Origin of the sequence: Segatella oulorum F0390 (assembly GCF_000224615.1) — a bacterium.
GTDB lineage: Bacteria > Bacteroidota > Bacteroidia > Bacteroidales > Bacteroidaceae > Prevotella > Prevotella oulorum.
Genome location: NZ_JH114215.1, coordinates 1,045,079 through 1,063,242, shown reverse-complemented (window position 1 = coordinate 1,063,242; position 18,164 = coordinate 1,045,079). Strand labels below are relative to the sequence as shown.

The window sequence follows — 18,164 nt, the reverse complement described above, 5'->3', positions numbered from 1 at the left end:
AAGAGATTTGCTGTTTGCTATAAGCCCGACCATAAACCGTCTCTATCACCTCACTAATCTGCTCGGTGGTAAGTCCCTTGGTATAAAGTTGATAAACCAAGGCAGCACGCTCTTCACATTCGCTACGAATAATCCCTAAAAGTACGGGATAGAAATTGCCGCTACGGCTACGTGGAATGCGCAAGACGAACGTATAGCCCTTACAATACCAACGACGAGGACGAAAGCCATTGCATTGCTCATTTTTATTCGCTTTGACGAATAATTCGCGCTCATGGGCCATCAAAGAATTCATAATCAACGATTGAAGCGTGACAAAACCTTCACTGCTACTTGTGTAATTCGAAATAATTTCCGAAATTTGTCCTTGTGTAAGTTCCATATTCTTGTTGTTTTTTATTACTTAATGCAAAGATAAGAATTATGTCGAGCTTACACACTTTTTTTAGACACTACCGTTTTTGTGTGGCAATCTCCATCATTTTGTTTTATGATAACAGTGCGATTGGGGAAATCATGGGGAAAGTTAGGGAAGCAACTCGGTAAGAGTGGTGTGTTTGATTACCCCATGTGGGCGAATGCAATGCGTCTAAGTGGGGAAAGAACAGCAATGTAAAAGAACTTTTTGAATAAAAAACAGGAAAATATTTGCGAGAAATCTAAAAACATAGTACATTTGTGCAATTCTTAAAAGATTAACGCTTAATGAGACGGCTGAAAATCACGAAATCTTTCACGAGCCGAGAAAGTGTTTCGCTTGATAAGTATTTGCAAGAGATTAGGCATGAGGACTTGATCTCTTCAGAGGAGGAAGTGGCGCTCGCACAGCGAATAAAGAAGGGCGATCGTGAAGCCGTAAAAGAATTAACGCGTGCCAATCTGCGATTTGTAGTTTCGGTGGCCAAACAGTTTCAAAATCAAGGTTTGGCGCTCTCTGACTTAATCAATGAAGGAAATTTAGGACTGATACGTGCGGCAGAGCGCTTTGATGAGACGCGTGGTTTTAAGTTTATATCTTATGCAGTGTGGTGGATTAGGCAGAGTATATTTCAAGCGATTGCCGAGCATAGCAGAATTGTACGTTTGCCTTCAAATCGTATAGATTCGGTGAATAAAGTGCGGCGTGCGCTGAATAGCTTTGAACAAGAAAATGAGCGACGTCCCAATCTTGACGAGATTGCCGATAGGGTGGGGCTCCCGAAAGAAAAAATTCTTGATGCGCTTCATGACGACAGTCATCAGCTTTCGGTTGATGCACCATTCTCAGGCGGTGAGGACGAAAGCTGCTTGTTAGACGTTTTGCCCAATGAGGCTGCCGTTATGGCCGATAGGCACCTTGTTTTAGAATCGTTGCGTGCAGAGATCATTTCAGCGTTGAGCCTATTAAGTGAGAAAGAGCGTAAAATCATAGAAGCCTTTTTTGGCATAAACCAGCGCGAGAAAACGTTGGAGGAGATTGGGACTGAGTATGGATTAACGCGCGAACGCGTGCGGCAGATAAAGGAAAAGGCTATTCGAAAATTGCGTAATAGCACCAAGAATAAAAATTTGAAGTCCTATTTGGGGTAATAAAAGACAAAAAAGATAGTTTAGATATAAAAAGTAAGGATAAAGAAAACATGAAGAAAATATTTTTTTTAATGGCTTTGCTTCTTTGCAGTGTGGCCAGTTATGCAGGAAAACAAGCCGTATATCTCTATGGCTTTGCAGCTTCTTTTAATGATTCCATAGTCTATTTCACCGATTTGCAAACGATAGTTCAAGCCGAGATTGACAGACATAATTTTTTGTATGGGCGCGAAGAATATTCCAATCAGTTGCGTGATTATTTGGCCGCGCAGGGTTATTCTCATGCCACTTGTGTCACGGTTTGGGCCACCTCGCGTGCCGCATTGGAGAAGAAATATCAGCGCATGCGCAGTCGTTATCTGATGCTGGCTAATCGGCGCACGAAGAAGAATGGGGCCGTACCCTACACCATCAAGTATCTTACGCCGGAAGAATTTAGCTATACCCCCGTTGTTGCCGAGAAAGAAACGGCGACCAAATAGCATGGAAAAGCGGTGGATTTCGTGCCGCCATAGCTTTATTGTTGTTCCGCATTTTTAGTGCAACATGGATTATTATTTTGAGATTGCCGAACATGTTTTATGCGTAAAGTCGTCTTACGCATTACATGAGTTGTTCGAGATGTTCCCCTCTGGCCGGAATTTTTATTGCGAGGCGGCACCATCCCGCGAATTGCTTTTCACGCTTAACATTGAACGAACGTTAGAGACGGTTGATGCGGCGGCGTGTCATCCCATTCGAACTTTTGATACCGGGAATGGCGATACGGTGGTGGATAAGATCAACGACGGCAACTATCAATTTATCATCAAGGATATTGAGGGCGACACTTGCGCCCGGTTGCTCACGAGAACGCAATTCACAGCATATCGTTGTGCGCTTTATGGCGACAAGCACAAGCGCTGTTTCGGCCTGAACAACGTTTTAATGTTGGCGATGGCCTTTGCCGGAAGTTTCAAAGACACCTTGTTGATTCATGCTTCAACGGTGCAAAACGGCGCTTATGGTTATCCCTTTATTGCAAAAAGTGGCACGGGAAAGAGCACGCACGTGGGGCTGTGGCTGACCCACATTCCAGGAAGCGAATTGCTCAACGACGACAACCCCATCCTCCGCATTGTGGATGGCAAACCCTTTATCTATGGTAGTCCGTGGAGCGGAAAAACACCCTGTTACCGCAATCGGAAAGCAAAATTGGCCGCCATTACGCGTATTGAGCGGGCGGATGAAAATCGGTTGGATCGGCTTCCCACGGTGCAGGCTTTCGCATCGTTGCTGCCCTCGTGCTCGTCGATGAAATGGGATGAAGCTATTTTCAATAACATCTGCAATGTGGTAAGCAAGTTTATCCAGCTTGTTCCCATCTGCACACTGCATTGTCGCCCCGATAAAGCTGCGGCCGAATTATCCTACCAAACGTTGAAAAAATGAAGCAAAAGACCTTCTCGAATGCACAATTACTGCCCGAAGTAGTTAAGATGTTAAACGAAGGGCACACCGTGACGCTTCCCCTGAAAGGCTATAGCATGCGTCCTTTTTTAGAAAACGGGCGTGACAAAGCGCTGTTAATAAAGGTGCAACACATCAAGAAAGGCGACCCTGTTTTGGCCGAAGTGCAGCCGGGGCATTATGTGCTCCATCGCATTGTGGCCATCCATGGCGACCGCGTGGTGCTCTGTGGCGATGGAAACCTTGCGAACGAATATTGCCGACGCGAGGATGTCCGTGCTTCGGTGGTGGGATTTTATCGCAAAGGGCGCACGGCACTGGATCGCATCGATGGGCGCAAATGGCGCATTTACTCTGCAATCTGGGTGCATCTTCGCCCTTTCCGTCGTCTTCTTTTGGGCGTTTATCGCCGTTTTTGGATAAAATATTTTGGAGCACTTTAACGAAGAAAATTAGGATATGAAAACAAAAAAAGGTTTTAATCTCAGAAATGTGTGCGGCGAAAACATCATCGTAGCCGAGGGTGAAGAGAATATTGATTTTAGCGATATCATCAGTATGAACGAAACGTCGGCCTACCTGTGGAAGCAAGTGCAGGGGAAAGAATTCACCCCCGAACAACTTGTTGACTTGCTGATGCAGGAATATGATGTTGCCATGGATGAGGCGCAGCACGATGTGGCGCAACTGATAAAAGTTTGGCGCGACGCTGGAATTATTGAGTAGGGTAGTGGCACACTTTTACGCACTGAAGCTGTTGGGAACTCCCGACAGCTTCTTCGCAATCAGGTTTTTATCGTCGGGAGTTCCCGACAGCACTTCCCCAATTAGGTGGAAGCTGGCGGGAACTCCGCCGCTATGATGGCCTTTTCCAAGCACAGAGCTGTTTTCCGTTTTAGGTTGGTTTAGTCAACGAAGAAGTCTTTTGTTGTTCGAATGCTGTTAAAACGCAATGCGAAAATCTCATTTCTTTTTAGTTTTTCTTTCATCGGGTGTGCGTTAAACCGTTTCCACGCCCATTCCATTACGTCCGTTTGGGGGTGGGTGCGGTTGGTCCACATAATTGTAAAGCGCTGAAATGGGGCTTGCCTCTTTGATATAAATCAATAGGAATAGCAAAGGATGTGAAAAAGTTGGATACAAGTTTTGCAAGTTTCTTGCATTTTTATACCTTTGCGGGAGTTTCCCATCACAGAAAATGTTTAGAATACTTATCGTTTTATTTATAGGGGTCGTCTTTGGCTATGTGTTTCGCAATGTGCGCCACATCAAGGTTGTTGAGAAGACCGAGCGTTACACGGTTTTAGTGTTGCTCTTTGTATTTGGCATTTCCATTGGTTCCAATCACAGTTTGTTGCGCGGCATCGGCTATTTCGGTTGGCAGGCCGTTGTCATCGCCGTGTTGGGCATGATTGGGAGTTTTGGCGCAGGCTATCTGTTCAATCGTTTTATCAACAAAAAAGACAGGGAAAATGAAAAGTAATTTGTCGTTATTGTTAGCGCTGGTCGGCGGAATTGTTGTTGGCATGAGCGGCGTCGCACCGCATTGGATGCACAACGAATCGTTGCCCATGTTGGTGCTTTGTGCGTTGATTTTTCAAGTGGGAATCGGGGTTGGCGCAATGGACAACCTCACGGCTATGTTTCGCTCTCTTGATGTCAAAATGCTGTTCTTACCTTTGTTCACCATCACGGGAACTTTGCTTTTCACCTTATTGGCTTTTTTCTTTTTTAATCACGAAAGCATGTTCGATGTGATGGCTTTGGGTAGCGGTTTTGGCTACTATTCGCTCTCGTCGGTGCTGATTGCGCAGTTGAAAACGGCTGCGGTGGGAGCCACAGCTGCGACGCAATTAGCTACGATTGCCTTGTTGACCAATGTGGCGCGTGAGCTTCTGTCGCTGTTTTCCTGTCAGGTGCTGACGAGGAAAGGTGGTTCTTTGGCCGCCATCTCAACAGCGGGGATAGGCTCAATGGATGTTTGTTTGCCGTCAATTCTTCATGCTTCGGGCGATCAGCGCATTGTCCCTGTGGCTGTCTTCCATGGGTTAATCCTGGAAATCAGCATCCCCATGCTCATCACACTCTTCTGCTCTTAAGTGGTCTTGAGTTTTTCCTCGATGAAATGTTTGAGTACAACTGCTTGATTGTGCACCTCGTCTTTCGCGCCATAGAGCAACGTGACATTGCTTTCCTTGAGTTGCTTTTTGCAAAGTGCGATGAAATTTTCTGTCTCGGGATTGGCCGTTAGTTCTTCAGTGTACTTCTGTGTGAACATCGGAAAGTTCTCGGGTTTGTGACCAAACCATTCTCTAAGTGCGGTCGAGGGTGCCATGAACTTTGCCCAGAAAGCAATGTCCGCTTTTGCCTTCGCCATGCCTCTCGGCCACAGTTTATCGATTAAAATTCTGAAGCCGTCAGTGGCTTCCTCTGGTTCGTAAACTCTTTTAATGCTAACTGTATTCATGGCAACAAAGTTACTAATATATATTAAAAGCAGTGGATTGGCGTGTTTAAAAAATGTTTTTCTTTATACTTTTGTGCCGCAATTAATGGCGTAAGATATGATAAATATAAAGAACAAGAAAATGGCTCAGGTGCTGTCACTGTTTGCATGCTTCATCATCATGGGCACCTTGGCTGTGGTGAGAGATAGACGCTTATTTGGAATGCAGATGCGTAGCCAGGCATCTAATGTGGTGCAGTGCAGCACCGTTGCCGATACCTTGCAGCGTTTGCCCGATGGAACGTTGGTCATCCGCACGGTGCAGTTGGGTAAAAATATCACGGGATACGGTGGGCCTGTGCCTCTGAAAATTTACGTTAAAGATAAAAAGGTGGCAAAAATTGTTGCAGAAAAGAATCACGAGACTCCCGAATTCTTTCACGAGGCCAGCCGTCTGTTGGCTGCCTGGAATGGCAAGACAATCGCTGAAGCGCAACAAATGAAAGTTGATGCGGTGAGTGGTGCAACGTTCTCGTCGAAGGCAATCATTGGCAATGTTGAACAAGGATTGGCTTTTGCTGCAAAGAGCACATGCGAAAAGAGCATTTGGGAGAAGATGGATCTTGACATAAAAACCGCTTTCGGCCTGATTGTGGTGTTGATGGCAGCAATCTTGCCGCTCTTCATCCATCAAAAGAATTATCGTACACTACAGTTAGTGCTCAACGTCGCCGTATTGGGATTTTGGTGTGGCACTTTTATCTCCTACGCACTCATGGTGGGCTATTTGGCTAATGGTGTGAATGTGTGGGCTTCGCTCATACCCATTATGATGCTTGTTACGGCCTTCATCTATCCTTTGTTTGGAAAGAAAAACTATTATTGCACCAACATTTGTCCGTGTGGCTCGTTGCAGGAACTGGCCGGGAAAATCAATAAGCGGCACCATTGGCGAATGTCGACCGAAGTTGCTCAGGCGCTGAGTCGTTTCCGGGAAATTCTTTGGGCGGTTTTGCTCATGCTCATGCTGCTTGATGTAACATTTAAATGGATGGATTATGAAGTCTTTTCGGCTTTCATTATTCAAAGTGCCTCATGGAGCGTCCTCGTGCTGGGGATTGTATTCCTGTTACTTTCTTTCTTTGTGCCTCGCCCATATTGTCGTTTCCTTTGCCCCACAGGAACTCTTTTTAAAGTGGCACAAAATTCCAAGCTATAGTCCCTTTTTGCATATTTCGTTATCAGAAGCGGCTTGATGACATCACTGTTTGTATTTGATGTAAATCAATAAAAATCAAATTTTATGCTAAAAAGCATTTAAAATGTTGGAGTCTAAAAAACAAAGTACTATCTTTGCAAGCACAAAAGGTTAATAGATTGTTTAGGTTTTTAGTTATTAGGTTTAAAACATGTGATTCGAAAGGTGTTAGACTTTAAAGGTAAAGACTAAGATTGTTGGATGACTTGGCGAGTGATCGTCGTTTTTCAATAAAATTTCAATCACAAGATATAACAGCTTTGGAAGTGATTCCGGGGCTGTTTTTCTTTTATATAAAGACAGACTCACTTGAGTTGCAGTTCTGTAGATTTAGTGGGGATAAGCAAATAATATAGCAAGCCTAAAGAGAAAGAATCGTGTTATGGTTTGCCTTATTTTTATATGGCACAAAAAAACTCATAGCTTTCACTACGAGTTGCGGTGCGTACGAGACTCGAACTCGTGACCTCCTGCGTGACAGGCAGGCATTCTAACCAACTGAACTAACGCACCAAAGAGTGCAATGAGAATGAGTTGCGGTGCGTACGAGACTCGAACTCGTGACCTCCTGCGTGACAGGCAGGCATTCTAACCAACTGAACTAACGCACCAAAAAGATTTGGGAATTCATTCTGAATTGCGGTTGCAAAGGTAGTATAATATTTTATTCCTCCAAAACTTTTACTACATTTTTTCTAAAAAAAGTTGCATGAGTAGGGCATCCTGATAGCCTTTGTCTGTATGGAGCCACTGTTGCAATGTTGCATGGTTTTGAAATCCTTGTTTCAATAGTAAATGGCAGCAAGCAATGTTCGTTTCGGCAACGATTGCATAGATTTGATGCAAGTGGAGGGTTGTTGTGGCATAGGCGATGAGTTGTTGTAGCGCTAAGGTGCCCCATCCTTGATATTGATAGTCTTTCTTGATGATAATTCCTAATTCGGCCCTGTTGTGTTGCGGATTGAAATTGACGAGGTCAATGAGACCAATGGTGTGATGGCTTTCTGTTTCAATGATGAGCCTCACCTGCTTGTCAGTATAAATATCGGCCGAAGCTTGTGCAATGTAGTCGTGGAGAACATAGCGCGAGTAGGGTACATTGGTGGCGCCGATTGGCCAAAGGTTGGTGTCGTTTTCTATTTCGTAGAGCAACTCTAAATCTTCGGGTTCCATCGCCCTGAGTTTAACTTGTTTCATCATGCAGTCTTTATTTTAGTGCAACATTATAGGGTGCAGATTGCTTCGTCTTGTGTGAGGAGAATGTGGTTGCGGAAAGTTCCAAGCATGTAGCCAAGCTGTTGCAGCCGATGCATCTGTTGCAAAATGGTGTCGTAGGTGAAGCATTGTGTGTCATAAACCACAATAACTTGTCTCTTGCCTTCATTCGTACTATCGATGACTTTTATATACGGCACCTCTGCCATTTGTTCTATGAATTGCGCATGCAGTGCATTGGCAGCTGCAAACGTTTTACATTCGGCAATCATATCTTTTTTTCCGATGAAAAGATAGCACTTTTGCTCCCTTTTTACAGGAAAAAGATTGAAATATTTGCTGATATAAAGCCTGGCTGTCTGCAACATGGCGATGCACTCTTTTACAAGGATGAGTAGCTGTATGGGCAACCTAATCAACCAAGTTATTCGAGCATAATGCTTACGCAAAAAGATGAGCATGGCTTTATAGAACACATGCACGTAGCGAAAGGAGGTGTGCGCGGTGCTTTTGCCTTTATAATGGAGGATGTCGAGTGGGAGATACCAGTTTTGCCAACCGCATTTCAGTAGCTGATAGCTGAGCTCAATATCTTCGCCATACATAAAATAATCTTCATCGAGCAGACCCACTTGTAGCAGGGCTTTGCGGCGAAGCAACATACATGCGCCGCTGACCACTTCTATTTGTGCCGCCTCGTTCCAAGGAAAATGCCCTAAATAGTAATGAGCAAAGTGGCGGTGATGCGGGAACAGTCGATGCAAGCCCATCATTTTGTAGCCGGCTGTGAGTGGCGTCGGGATGCCACGGCGGCTTTCCATTGCCACGCTGCCATCGGCTTTGCGCATACGAAATCCGGCACATCCGGCTTGTGGATGCGTTTGCATGAAGGCCAATGCGTCGGCCAATGTGTGCTCGCCCACGAAAGTGTCGGGATTGAGCAGCAACACATATTCGCCTTGGCTTTGGCGGATGCCGATGTTGTTGGCTTTGGCGAAGCCTAAGTTGTGCTGGCAAGAGATGAAATGGACGTTGGGGAAACGCGGTTTGAGAAAATCCATGCTGCCGTCGGTCGAATGGTTGTCGACAACGATGATTTCCATGCTTGCAACGCCGCACGTTTGCTGAAGCGCCCAGAGGCATTGCGTTAGATAGAACTTCACGTTGTAGTTGACGATGACGACCGATAACAGCATGTTGCGCGAGGGTTATTTTTCTGGTTCGTTGGTTTGCCTCAGCATTTTGTATTCGCTTTGATAGCGCTCCTCGGTGGGGAAGACGAACAGCAGCGAGAGGCCGAGAATGATGCCCATATAACCAAATGCCACGTTCATAAACGGATAGTAGAGCACGGCATTGGCCACGAGCAACAGCTGCAGCCAGCTTTGGCGCATCAATGCCCAACGATAGTAGTTGCGTTGCGCGGTGGCGGGTTGGCGGTTGATGTGTTGCTGCACCCATCGGAATTTAAACAGGCGCAGTGCCACGGGAATGCTGCAAATGGTGAGCAGTTCCATGAGCGTGGCGCACAGAAATTCGGCGGCTACGAAGCGATGCGCCGTGCCCACCCATTCAAAGACATCGTTTTCGTTGAGGATGATCCACAGCAGCGTGAGTGCCATGACGGTGATGAATTGTGTGCGTAATGTTTTCATTTGAACGTAAAAAAGCGTGGTTATTTGAAAGGGGTGCGGTTGAGGATTGAGCGTCCGAGCGTCACCTCGTCGGTATATTCCAATTCGTCGCCCACCGAAATGCCGCGTGCAATGATGCTCAGCTGCACATCGAAGGGCTGCAACTTGCGCGAGATGTAGAAATTGGTGGTGTCGCCCTCCATCGTTGAGCTCAGTGCAAGAATAATTTCTTTCACGCCCCCTTGACTGACGCGCTCCACCAAGCTGTCAATCTCGAGGTCGGCAGGTCCGAGTCCATCCATGGGCGAGATGATGCCCCCCAACACATGATAGCGGCCGTGAAACTGCTGCGTCTTTTCGATGGCCATCACGTCTTGAATGTTTTCCACCACGCAGATGAGGCTGCTGTCGCGTCGCTCATCGGCGCAGATGGGGCAAATGTCGGTGTCGCTGATGTTGTGGCACACGCGACAATGCTTAATGCCATGCTTCATCGTGGTAAGCGCCTGGCTAAAACCATCCACCTCGTCATCGCTCTGGCGCAAAAGATGAAGCACCAGGCGAAGGGCCGACTTGCGCCCTATGCCTGGCAGCTTTGCAAATTCGCCCACGGCTTTTTCCAATAAGGCCGAAGGATATTGTTCGTTCATCATCCGTTTTACAGATAAACGCCGATGCCCACTTTCAGCCCCACAGTGGAATAGTCGCTGTGGTTCTTCAGGCTCTGGTCGTAGTAGAGCGCAGGCTCAATGGTCACCGTTTCACTGATGAAAAACGCATAGCCCAGCTCCACGCCCGGCATGAAATCGTTGTAATTCTTGGTGTGCACAAACTTGGCATTCGCGCCCAAATAAAGGCCGTTTTGAATGATATAGTAACGGCCGCCGCCACCAATCATAAAACGGTTGGGCACCAATTTGCTGGCACTGGCTTGCACATCGACATCAACCAACAGCATGGCATTGTCAACGGGCAGATAGCCCAATTTGGCCTGCATACCCAAGTTCAGGTCGCTCGAACCGCTGTAGCTCAAGTTGAGTCCCGTGAGCGATGCGCCAGCATAAACTTTTCCTGCCTCGAATTGTGCGTGTGCACCTAATGTTGCGGCCATGGCCAGCAACAACGTCATCATTTTCTTTTTCATATTCTTTTCTTTATTTAAGTTGAGATTTCTGCTCGTTGTGAGGCTGTTTTCGCCCGTCTCAGAGACATAGACCGTGCGCGGCGTGCGAAAAAGCATTGCAAATGTAGCAAAAAAAACACAGCTTGCAAAATATTGCTGCCTTTGCTTTGCGCAAATCCCTTCGCAGCCCACTTTTTATGCGCCCCAGCGTTGGAATTCAATGTCGATGAGATCGATGGTAACCCATGTTGACTCACATTCGTGCCAATTGAGGGTCGTTCCAACGAGAAATAAAAATTCCCGTTGCCGTGGGAAGAGGCTCGCAGACAAAAGCACATTTGTTGGCTTATAATTTGCAAGATCCACATATTTATTTTATTTTCGCAACGCATTTCGCGCGGGTGGCGTTAGGGGCGCATGGGATAAGTGCTTTCCAACCGCTCCGGTGCACACGCCAAGCGTTTGGCGACACACCCAGGATGCCGAAATGAAAGGTTTAAAAACGAAACAAAATATTTAATGCACGAAGCGCGCGTATGAGAAAAAAAATCAAGTGGGCTGCCATCGCGGTCGCCACCCCCATCGTTGTTTTTTGCCTGCTGGCAGCCCTGTTCTATTTTCCACCATTTCAAAACTGGGCGGTGCGGCAAGCGGCGGCCTATGCTTCCGAGAAGACGGGCATGCAGGTGACGGTGGGCTATGTGCGCTTAGCTTTTCCGCTCGATTTGTGTTTGGAGCAGGTGCAGGCCTTGCAGCCCAACGATTCGCTTCCACAGGTGCGCGACACGGTGCTGATGGCGCGCAGCGTGGTGGCCAATGTGGCGCTGTGGCCGCTGTTCGACAAGCAGGTGGATGTCAGTGAGCTGGCGTTGCACGACGTGACGCTCAACACTGTGCACTTCATCCGTCAAGCTCGCGTGCAGGGACATTTCGACCGGTTGGTGGTTCGGGCTCGCGGCATCGATTTAGCGCGGCAAAATGTCGTGGTGAATGCGGCGTTACTGAAGGGCGCGAAGGTGGATGTGGCACTCAACGACACGGCCAAGGAGGATACCACGAAGAGTCGGAATTTTTGGAAAATCAAGGTGTACGACCTGCGCATTTTGCAGTCCGACGTGCTGGTGCACATGCCGGGTGACAGCATGCGCGTGGGCGTGCGGTTGGGCGAGGTGACGGCTCGTGGTGGCAATTTCGATTTAGATAAAGCGCGCTACGCGGTGCAACGTTTTGATTGGCGTGGTGGGCAGTTGTCCTATTTGCGGCCTTATGCTCCGGCTGTCAAGGGCTTTGACTATCAGCATGTGCGGCTCACGGCGGTGGGGCTCGGCATCGATTCGTTGTCGTTTGCCGCTCCCCGTTTGTCGCTCAGCGTGCGTCATGCGGCCTTCCGAGAGCAGAGTGGCTTGCAGGTGACGCAGCTTCGTGGGCATGTGCAGCTCGATGGCGAGCAACTCCGTTTGCCCGATTTGTGGCTCAAGTTAGGTGCTTCGCAACTGCAAGCACAGCTCGCATTTCCGTTCAACACCTTCGCGACACAGCAGCCCGGACGCATGATACTGAAAGGGGAGGGGGCTGTCAGCAAGCGAGATTTGCAACCTTTCGCAGCCTACTTGCCCAAGCATGTGTGGCGGGCTATTCCGCCGCAGCCGTTGCATTTCGTGCTCGATGCCGTGGGCAATTTACGTCATGTTGCGTTGCGCAGGCTGTCGCTCCGCATGTCGCCCCATTTTGCCTTGCAGACTTCAGGGCAGCTCTATCATGTCGATGCGCCCGAGAAGTTGCGTGCCGATGTGCGCCTGAAGCTCAACACCTATCAGCTCAATTCGTTGCTCGTGAAATTCAATCCCCAGCTTGCGCGCAACGTTTCGCTGCCCAATGGCATGGTCTTGCAGGGCAACGTGTCGGTGCGCGCTTCGCGCTATGCCTCGCAGTTCACCCTTCGCAGCGGCTTGGGTAGCCTTCGTGGCAACGTAGCGTTTGATGTTCGGCGGCAGGCCTATCGTGCCAATCTGATGGCGCTTCGCTTCCCCGTTCAAGACTTCGTTCGCCAAAAAGGGCTCCACGCTTTCACGGGCGATGTGGTGGCTGCGGGAGCCGGATTTGATATGCTTTCGCCACGCACGTATTTGAAAGCCAAGGCACATGTCGTTGACTTCAGATACGACCGCTACCGGCTCAATCGTTTGGCTGCCGATGTGGTGCTCGAAAAGGGTAGGGTGCATGCCGTCCTCAATAGTCAGAATGCGTTGGCCAAGGGTCGTGTTCAGCTTGATGCGTTGGTCACCCCGCGCGATTTCAAAGGTACTGTTTCGGCCGATTTGACTGCCGTCGATCTCTATCATCTTGGCTTTTTCAAAACACCTTTCTCAACGTCTCTTTGTGCGCATGTCGATGTAACGTCGAACTTTAAGAACCGGCATTTGGTGCAAGGCGTTGTGAGCGACATTACCCTTGTCGACAATCAAAAGATTTATCGACCGGGCGACATTAGTTTGGACATTCGTTCGCTGCCGAGTTCTACGCATGCCGTGATGAATAGCGGCGATTTCCGTTTGGCTTTAGATGGTCAGAGCCATTACGAACGATTGTTGGCGCAGGCACAAGGTGTTGTGGGCGAATTGCAGCGCCAATTTAAGAAGCGAATCATTAGTCAAGTGGCCTTGCGTGAGCGCCTGCCCAATGCCACGCTCGTGTTGCAGACGGGGCGGGACAACTTCTTCGTTCATTTGCTCAACAAGTATGGCTATCAGTTTGCGCGTGCCAATATCAATATGGTTTCGTCGCGCGAAACGGGGCTCAACGGCGATGTGCACATCGATTCGCTCATTGTCGATAGCATGCAGTTCGATACTGCTAAAGTGCATTTCCAATCGGATCATGACGAGTTTACTTATCATGCGGAGGTGATCAATAATAAGCATAATCCGCAGTATGTTTTCCGTGGTGTGGTCGATGGGCAGCTGAATGCGCGCGGCACCTTCATTCGTCCGCGGGTTTATGATGCGCAAAACCGATTGGGAATAGATGTGTCGCTGAATGCCGAAATGGAGCCACATGGATTGCGCTTCAGTTTGCAGCATGGTGCACCCATCTTGGGCTATAAAACTTTTGAGGTGAACGATAGCAATTATGTGTTCTTGGGGAATGACCAGCGTGTTTCGGCCAATTTGAAGTTGCAATCGAAGGATGGCATGGGTGTGCAAGTCTATACGAACGATGATAATCATGAGGTGTTGCAAGACCTCACCGTCTCGTTGCAGAATTTCAATCTCCATGGCCTGTTGTCGGTGCTTCCTTATGCGCCCGATGTTTCGGGAATTATGAATGGAGACTACCATATCATCCAAACAAAGCACGAGCTTTCGGTATCTTCGGATATGACGATTGATAAACTCGTTTATCAACATTGTGCCATGGGCGACATCGGTGCAGAGTTTGTGTATATGCCTTCTGACGATGGTACGCATTCAATTGACGGAACGCTTACGCAAAATGGGCGTGAGATTGCTACGTTGAGTGGATCTTATCACGCACGTGGGGGTGGCGCTTTGGATGCGCAATGCAATTTAGAGCGGCTTCCGTTGAGCATTGTAAATGGTTTTATTCCTAGGCAAATCGTAGGCTTTAAAGGATTTGCAGAAGGACGGGTTAGCGTGAAAGGAACGCTGAATAAGCCTAAGGTGCAGGGCGAAGTTTATCTTGATTCGGCCTATTTGGTGAGCCAGCCTTATGGTGTTGAATTGCGCTTTGATAACGACCCTGTGACCATTACAAATAGTCGGCTATTGTTGGAGAACTTCCAAATGTATGCCCATAACGACAGCCCATTGGTGATGGCGGGCTATGTTGATTTCTCTAATCCGTCGAATATGAACATGAACGTGCGCATGCAGGCTTCTAATTTCTTGGTGATAGATGCCAAGGAGAGTGTGCAGTCGGAGGCCTATGGCAAAGCGTTTGTGAATATTATAGGTTCGTTGAGTGGTCCGTTGGATAATCTTTCGATGCGTGGTAAAGTAGATGTGTTGGGCGCATCTGATTTAACCTATGTGCTGCGCGATTCGCCCATTAGCACGGATGACAAGTTAGAAGGGCTGGTGAAATTCACTGATTTTACGGACAACAAGGCGCAAGTGGTGAAGCGTCCGGAGCTCAATGGGTTTAATATGGACGTGGTGTTGGGTGTTGATGAAGCGGCTCATGTGCTTTGCGCGCTCAACTCCGACAAGTCAAACTATCTTGATTTAACGGGTGGCGGCACCTTGCGCATGCAATATAATGCAGTGGACAATCTTAGGTTGCGTGGGCGTTATACCTTGAATAACGGCGAAATGAAATATTCTTTGCCTGTGATTCCGTTGAAGACTTTCACCATCCACGATGGCAGTTACGTGGAATTCAATGGCGATCCCATGAATCCGCGACTCAATATCACGGCTACTGAAGCCATGAAAGCCACGGTTTCGAGCAGTGGTGGCGTGGGGCGTAGTGTCGATTTCGACTGTGGTGTGAAATTGACAAAAACATTAAAAGATATGGGATTGGCCTTTATCATTGATGCACCTGAAGATTTGGAAGTGCAAAACCAACTGAATACAATGGGGACAGAAGCACGAGGAAAAGTGGCGGTGACGATGTTGACCACGGGTATGTATCTTGTAGATGGTAACACGCGCGGCTTCTCGATGAACTCTGCGCTCAGCTCGTTCTTGCAAAGTCAGATTAATGGTATTGCGGGTAATGCTTTGCGCACCTTAGATTTGAGTTTCGGCATGGATAACACCACGGATGCGACCGGCCGACAGCACACCGACTATTCATTTAAGTTTGCCAAGCGCTTTTGGAATAATCGCTTGCGTATCATTGTGGGCGGAAAGGTTTCCACGGGTAGCGATGTCCCCAATCAGAATGAGAACATCTTTAGCAATGTGTCGTTTGAATATCGTTTGAATGAGGCTTCTACGCAGTATTTGCGTTTGTTCTACGACCGTGATAGTTATGATTGGCTCGAAGGCAATACGGGCATTTATGGTGCAGGTTTCATTTGGCGGCGCAAGTTGTCGCATTTCAGCGATCTGTTGCGTTTTAAAGAGCCCAAGGAAGAAATTCCTGCTTTGCAAAATCAGTTAAAACAAAATGAAAAAGGAAAGAATGAGAAATAAGAAAGCAAGCATCGTAGTAGTCTTGGTGAGCTTGCTTTTCGTGGGTTGTTCCACGACAAAGTATATTCCCGAGGGCGACCAACTGTATGTAGGATTGGATAAAATCAAATATGTAGCTCAGCAGCGCGACGACCATTTCATGGCTACGCGCGATGAATTGGAAGCGGCTTTGGCTTGTGCACCCAATGGAGCATTGTTAGGCAGTTCTTATTATCGCACACCATTTCCTTATTCGCTCTGGATTTGGAATGCTTTTTCAACCTCCACAAGCCCATTAGGAAAATGGGTTGCGAAATCGTTTGGCAAACGACCCGTGCTGATGAGTTGGGTCAATCCTGCGCTACGTGCATCAGTGGGGCAGTTGGTGCTTCAATCGCATGGCTACTTTCAGGGGACCGTACGATATGAAACACTTACGCAAAGCAATCCAAAGCAAGCAAAGATAGGCTATCAAATCAACTTCGGACCACTCTTCACCTTGGACAGCATTTCCTATGAAAATTTTCCTGCTTCGGCCGACAGTTTATTAGCCACAACTCGCACGGCGAGGAAAATCAAGCGTGGCGATGCTTTTGATGCAAGTGCACTCGAGGCCGAACGCACGCGCATTAGCAATCTTTTTCGCAACAATGGCTACTACTATTATCAACCGGGCTATGCCTCTTATTTGGCCGACACATTGCGCGTTCCAACGAAAGTGCAGTTGAAGTTTCAGTTAGCTGATTCTGTTCCAGCCAGAGCTTTGCGCAAATGGTATATTGGCCGTGTCGACCTGAATTTGCGTAAGCAGTTTATGGAGCCCCTCAGTAATACGATGGAGGTGAAGAAAATACAGGTGCATTTCAATGGCAAACGTTCGCCCATTCGCCCGCGCATTATTCTCCACGATTTGCAGTTGCGCCCCAATGAGGTGTTTAGCTATGACAAGTACATGGAATCGTCCGACAAGATTTCTAGCAATGGCTTGTTTAGCTTTGTCGATTTCCAATTCACACCACGCGACTCTACGGCGCAGTGTGACACGTTGGACTTGGCGTTGAATTGCCTATTCGACAAGAAATACGACGTGTATGTTGAGACCAACTATTCTGGTCGCACGAGTGGGCGCATGGGACCGGGGCTGATTTTGGGCTTTACCAAGCGCAATGCCTTTCGGGGTGGCGAGAAGTTGGATATTAATCTCAAGGGGTCTTATGAATGGCAGACGGGACATACACCGAGTGGCGCATCCGATCGCACCCACACTTATGAATATGGTGGCGATGCTTCGTTAGAGATACCACGTTTCATCTTCCCGGGTATGTTGCATCATCGCCATTTCTACACGGTGCCTACCACCTTGCTCAAGGCCTCGTCTGTGGTGGTTCGTCGCGGAGGCTATTTCAAACGCCACATTGTTTCGGGCGAGCTCACCTATACGTTTCAAACCTCAGCCACCTCGATGCACCAATGGACACCGCTGAGCATTGAATATGCCTATATGTCGTCGCGCACGCCGCAGTTTGTCTCTTTGCTGGCCTCCACGCCCTATTTGCAGGTGTCTATGCGCGACCAGTTCATCCCGAGGTTCCGCTACAGTTATCTCTACACCAGCCCAAAACAGCTTTATAACCCCATTTGGTTTCAGGTGACGGCGAGTGAGGCCGGCAATGTGCTGTCGTTGGGTTATATGGTGGCTGGCAAGGACTGGAGCACCAAAGACAAAGAAATGTTTAAGAACCCCTATGCACAGTTTCTGAAGCTCGAGGCTGAGTATCGGAAAACCTGGCGCGTGGCCGACAAATCTCAGCTGGTGGCACATGTTGGCGCAGGCATCATTTGGTCGTATGGCAATTCGTCGGGCGCACCTTGGAGCGAGCAGTTCTATGTGGGAGGCGCCAACAGTGTGCGCGCTTTCACCACACGCAGCGTGGGGCCTGGTTCTTTTTTGCCCACCAGTGCCACCGTCTCTTATTTAGACCAGACGGGCGACCTCAAGTTGTTGGGCAATTTAGAATATCGGCCGCGGTTGTTTGGCAAGCTCTATGGAGCCGTGTTCCTCGATGCTGGCAACGTGTGGATTTTGCACGAAGATGTCCATCGTCCCGGAGGCAAGTTTAAATTGCAGAACGCATTGCGCGAGTTGGCTTTAGGCACGGGCATAGGTCTGCGCTACGACCTCGACTTCTTCGTGTTGCGCATCGATTGGGGTGTGGGACTGCACGTGCCTTTCAAGAATGGTTTCTACAACATCAGCCATTTCCGTGATGCCCAGAGCTTGCATTTTGCCATTGGTTTGCCCTTCTAATTGCAGTTGCCGAGAAGAAAA

Annotated in this window: 17 protein-coding genes and 2 tRNA genes; 10 read left to right on the top strand and 9 right to left on the bottom strand. The window is 48.1% G+C overall.

All coding sequences use genetic code 11. The annotated features are described in order from the left end of the window. Positions 1 to 382: transposase (locus HMPREF9431_RS04545; protein WP_004379972.1), on the bottom strand; the 382-nt coding region annotated here is incomplete at its 3' end. A gap of 323 nt (positions 383 to 705) precedes the next feature. On the opposite strand from HMPREF9431_RS04545, the gene HMPREF9431_RS04540 reads away from it, so the two are divergent. The 7 genes from HMPREF9431_RS04540 (at position 706) to HMPREF9431_RS04510 (ending at position 5,117) form a co-directional block, all read left to right on the top strand. Continuing rightward, positions 706 to 1,569 (top strand): sigma-70 family RNA polymerase sigma factor, encoded by an 864-nt coding sequence (locus HMPREF9431_RS04540; RefSeq protein WP_004379971.1) that lies wholly within the window; start codon positions 706 to 708, stop codon positions 1,567 to 1,569. Positions 1,570 to 1,619: 50 nt separating this feature from the next. Beyond that, a complete protein-coding gene (locus HMPREF9431_RS04535; protein WP_004379970.1) occupies positions 1,620 to 2,051 on the top strand; it encodes a hypothetical protein in 432 nt (143 codons plus the stop codon). 64 nt (positions 2,052 to 2,115) lie between these two features. Then, positions 2,116 to 3,000: a hypothetical protein gene (locus HMPREF9431_RS04530; RefSeq protein ID WP_004379969.1), complete on the top strand. Its 885-nt coding sequence runs from the start codon at positions 2,116 to 2,118 to the stop codon at positions 2,998 to 3,000. Next, complete coding sequence (locus HMPREF9431_RS04525; RefSeq protein WP_004379968.1) at positions 2,997 to 3,461, top strand: S24/S26 family peptidase; 465 nt, start codon at positions 2,997 to 2,999, stop codon at positions 3,459 to 3,461. The genes HMPREF9431_RS04530 and HMPREF9431_RS04525 overlap by 4 nt, the downstream gene beginning before the upstream one ends. Before the next feature lie 16 nt (positions 3,462 to 3,477). After that, positions 3,478 to 3,744 carry a PqqD family protein gene (locus HMPREF9431_RS04520; RefSeq protein ID WP_004379967.1) on the top strand — a complete coding sequence of 89 codons (267 nt, stop codon included), beginning with the start codon at positions 3,478 to 3,480 and terminating at the stop codon, positions 3,742 to 3,744. Positions 3,745 to 4,216: 472 nt separating this feature from the next. Next, on the top strand, positions 4,217 to 4,501 hold the full coding sequence (locus tag HMPREF9431_RS04515) for a LysO family transporter (RefSeq protein ID WP_004379966.1): 285 nt from the start codon (positions 4,217 to 4,219) through the stop codon (positions 4,499 to 4,501). Further along, positions 4,491 to 5,117 carry a LysO family transporter gene (locus HMPREF9431_RS04510; RefSeq protein WP_004379965.1) on the top strand — a complete coding sequence of 209 codons (627 nt, stop codon included), beginning with the start codon at positions 4,491 to 4,493 and terminating at the stop codon, positions 5,115 to 5,117. The genes HMPREF9431_RS04515 and HMPREF9431_RS04510 overlap by 11 nt, the downstream gene beginning before the upstream one ends. Here the strand turns inward: HMPREF9431_RS04510 and HMPREF9431_RS04505 are convergent. Then, positions 5,114 to 5,485, bottom strand: a complete 372-nt coding sequence (locus tag HMPREF9431_RS04505) for a DUF488 domain-containing protein (protein WP_004379964.1) — start codon at positions 5,483 to 5,485, stop codon at positions 5,114 to 5,116. The genes HMPREF9431_RS04510 and HMPREF9431_RS04505 overlap by 4 nt on opposite strands. Positions 5,486 to 5,582: 97 nt before the next feature. On the opposite strand from HMPREF9431_RS04505, the gene HMPREF9431_RS04500 reads away from it, so the two are divergent. Further along, positions 5,583 to 6,683 carry an FMN-binding protein gene (locus HMPREF9431_RS04500; protein ID WP_004379963.1) on the top strand — a complete coding sequence of 367 codons (1,101 nt, stop codon included), beginning with the start codon at positions 5,583 to 5,585 and terminating at the stop codon, positions 6,681 to 6,683. A gap of 478 nt (positions 6,684 to 7,161) precedes the next feature. Here HMPREF9431_RS04500 and HMPREF9431_RS04495 read toward each other — a convergent pair. From HMPREF9431_RS04495 to HMPREF9431_RS04465, 7 genes are all read right to left on the bottom strand, one after another. Continuing rightward, positions 7,162 to 7,235, bottom strand: a tRNA-Asp gene (locus tag HMPREF9431_RS04495). Positions 7,236 to 7,259: 24 nt separating this feature from the next. Beyond that, positions 7,260 to 7,333: transfer RNA gene (locus tag HMPREF9431_RS04490), tRNA-Asp, on the bottom strand. Between the two features lie 73 nt (positions 7,334 to 7,406). Continuing rightward, the gene (locus tag HMPREF9431_RS04485) at positions 7,407 to 7,922 is read right to left on the bottom strand and encodes a GNAT family N-acetyltransferase (RefSeq protein WP_004379962.1); all 516 of its coding nucleotides are present in this window, start codon (positions 7,920 to 7,922) and stop codon (positions 7,407 to 7,409) included. A gap of 23 nt (positions 7,923 to 7,945) precedes the next feature. Next, the gene (locus HMPREF9431_RS04480; RefSeq protein WP_004379961.1) at positions 7,946 to 9,133 is read right to left on the bottom strand and encodes a glycosyltransferase family 2 protein; all 1,188 of its coding nucleotides are present in this window, start codon (positions 9,131 to 9,133) and stop codon (positions 7,946 to 7,948) included. Between the two features lie 12 nt (positions 9,134 to 9,145). Further along, positions 9,146 to 9,592, bottom strand: coding sequence for a hypothetical protein (locus HMPREF9431_RS04475; protein WP_004379960.1), 447 nt, complete (start codon positions 9,590 to 9,592; stop codon positions 9,146 to 9,148). 20 nt (positions 9,593 to 9,612) lie between these two features. Further along, on the bottom strand, positions 9,613 to 10,221 hold the full coding sequence (gene recR, locus HMPREF9431_RS04470) for a recombination mediator RecR (protein ID WP_004379959.1): 609 nt from the start codon (positions 10,219 to 10,221) through the stop codon (positions 9,613 to 9,615). A gap of 8 nt (positions 10,222 to 10,229) precedes the next feature. Continuing rightward, positions 10,230 to 10,715 carry a membrane protein gene (locus HMPREF9431_RS04465; protein WP_025070832.1) on the bottom strand — a complete coding sequence of 162 codons (486 nt, stop codon included), beginning with the start codon at positions 10,713 to 10,715 and terminating at the stop codon, positions 10,230 to 10,232. A gap of 515 nt (positions 10,716 to 11,230) precedes the next feature. On the opposite strand from HMPREF9431_RS04465, the gene HMPREF9431_RS04460 reads away from it, so the two are divergent. Both HMPREF9431_RS04460 and tamL read left to right on the top strand, forming a co-directional pair. Beyond that, the gene (locus HMPREF9431_RS04460; RefSeq protein ID WP_004379957.1) at positions 11,231 to 15,856 is read left to right on the top strand and encodes a translocation/assembly module TamB domain-containing protein; all 4,626 of its coding nucleotides are present in this window, start codon (positions 11,231 to 11,233) and stop codon (positions 15,854 to 15,856) included. Continuing rightward, positions 15,846 to 18,143 carry a translocation and assembly module lipoprotein TamL gene (tamL, locus tag HMPREF9431_RS04455; RefSeq protein WP_004379956.1) on the top strand — a complete coding sequence of 766 codons (2,298 nt, stop codon included), beginning with the start codon at positions 15,846 to 15,848 and terminating at the stop codon, positions 18,141 to 18,143. The genes HMPREF9431_RS04460 and tamL overlap by 11 nt, the downstream gene beginning before the upstream one ends. Positions 18,144 to 18,164: the final 21 nt, after the last annotated feature.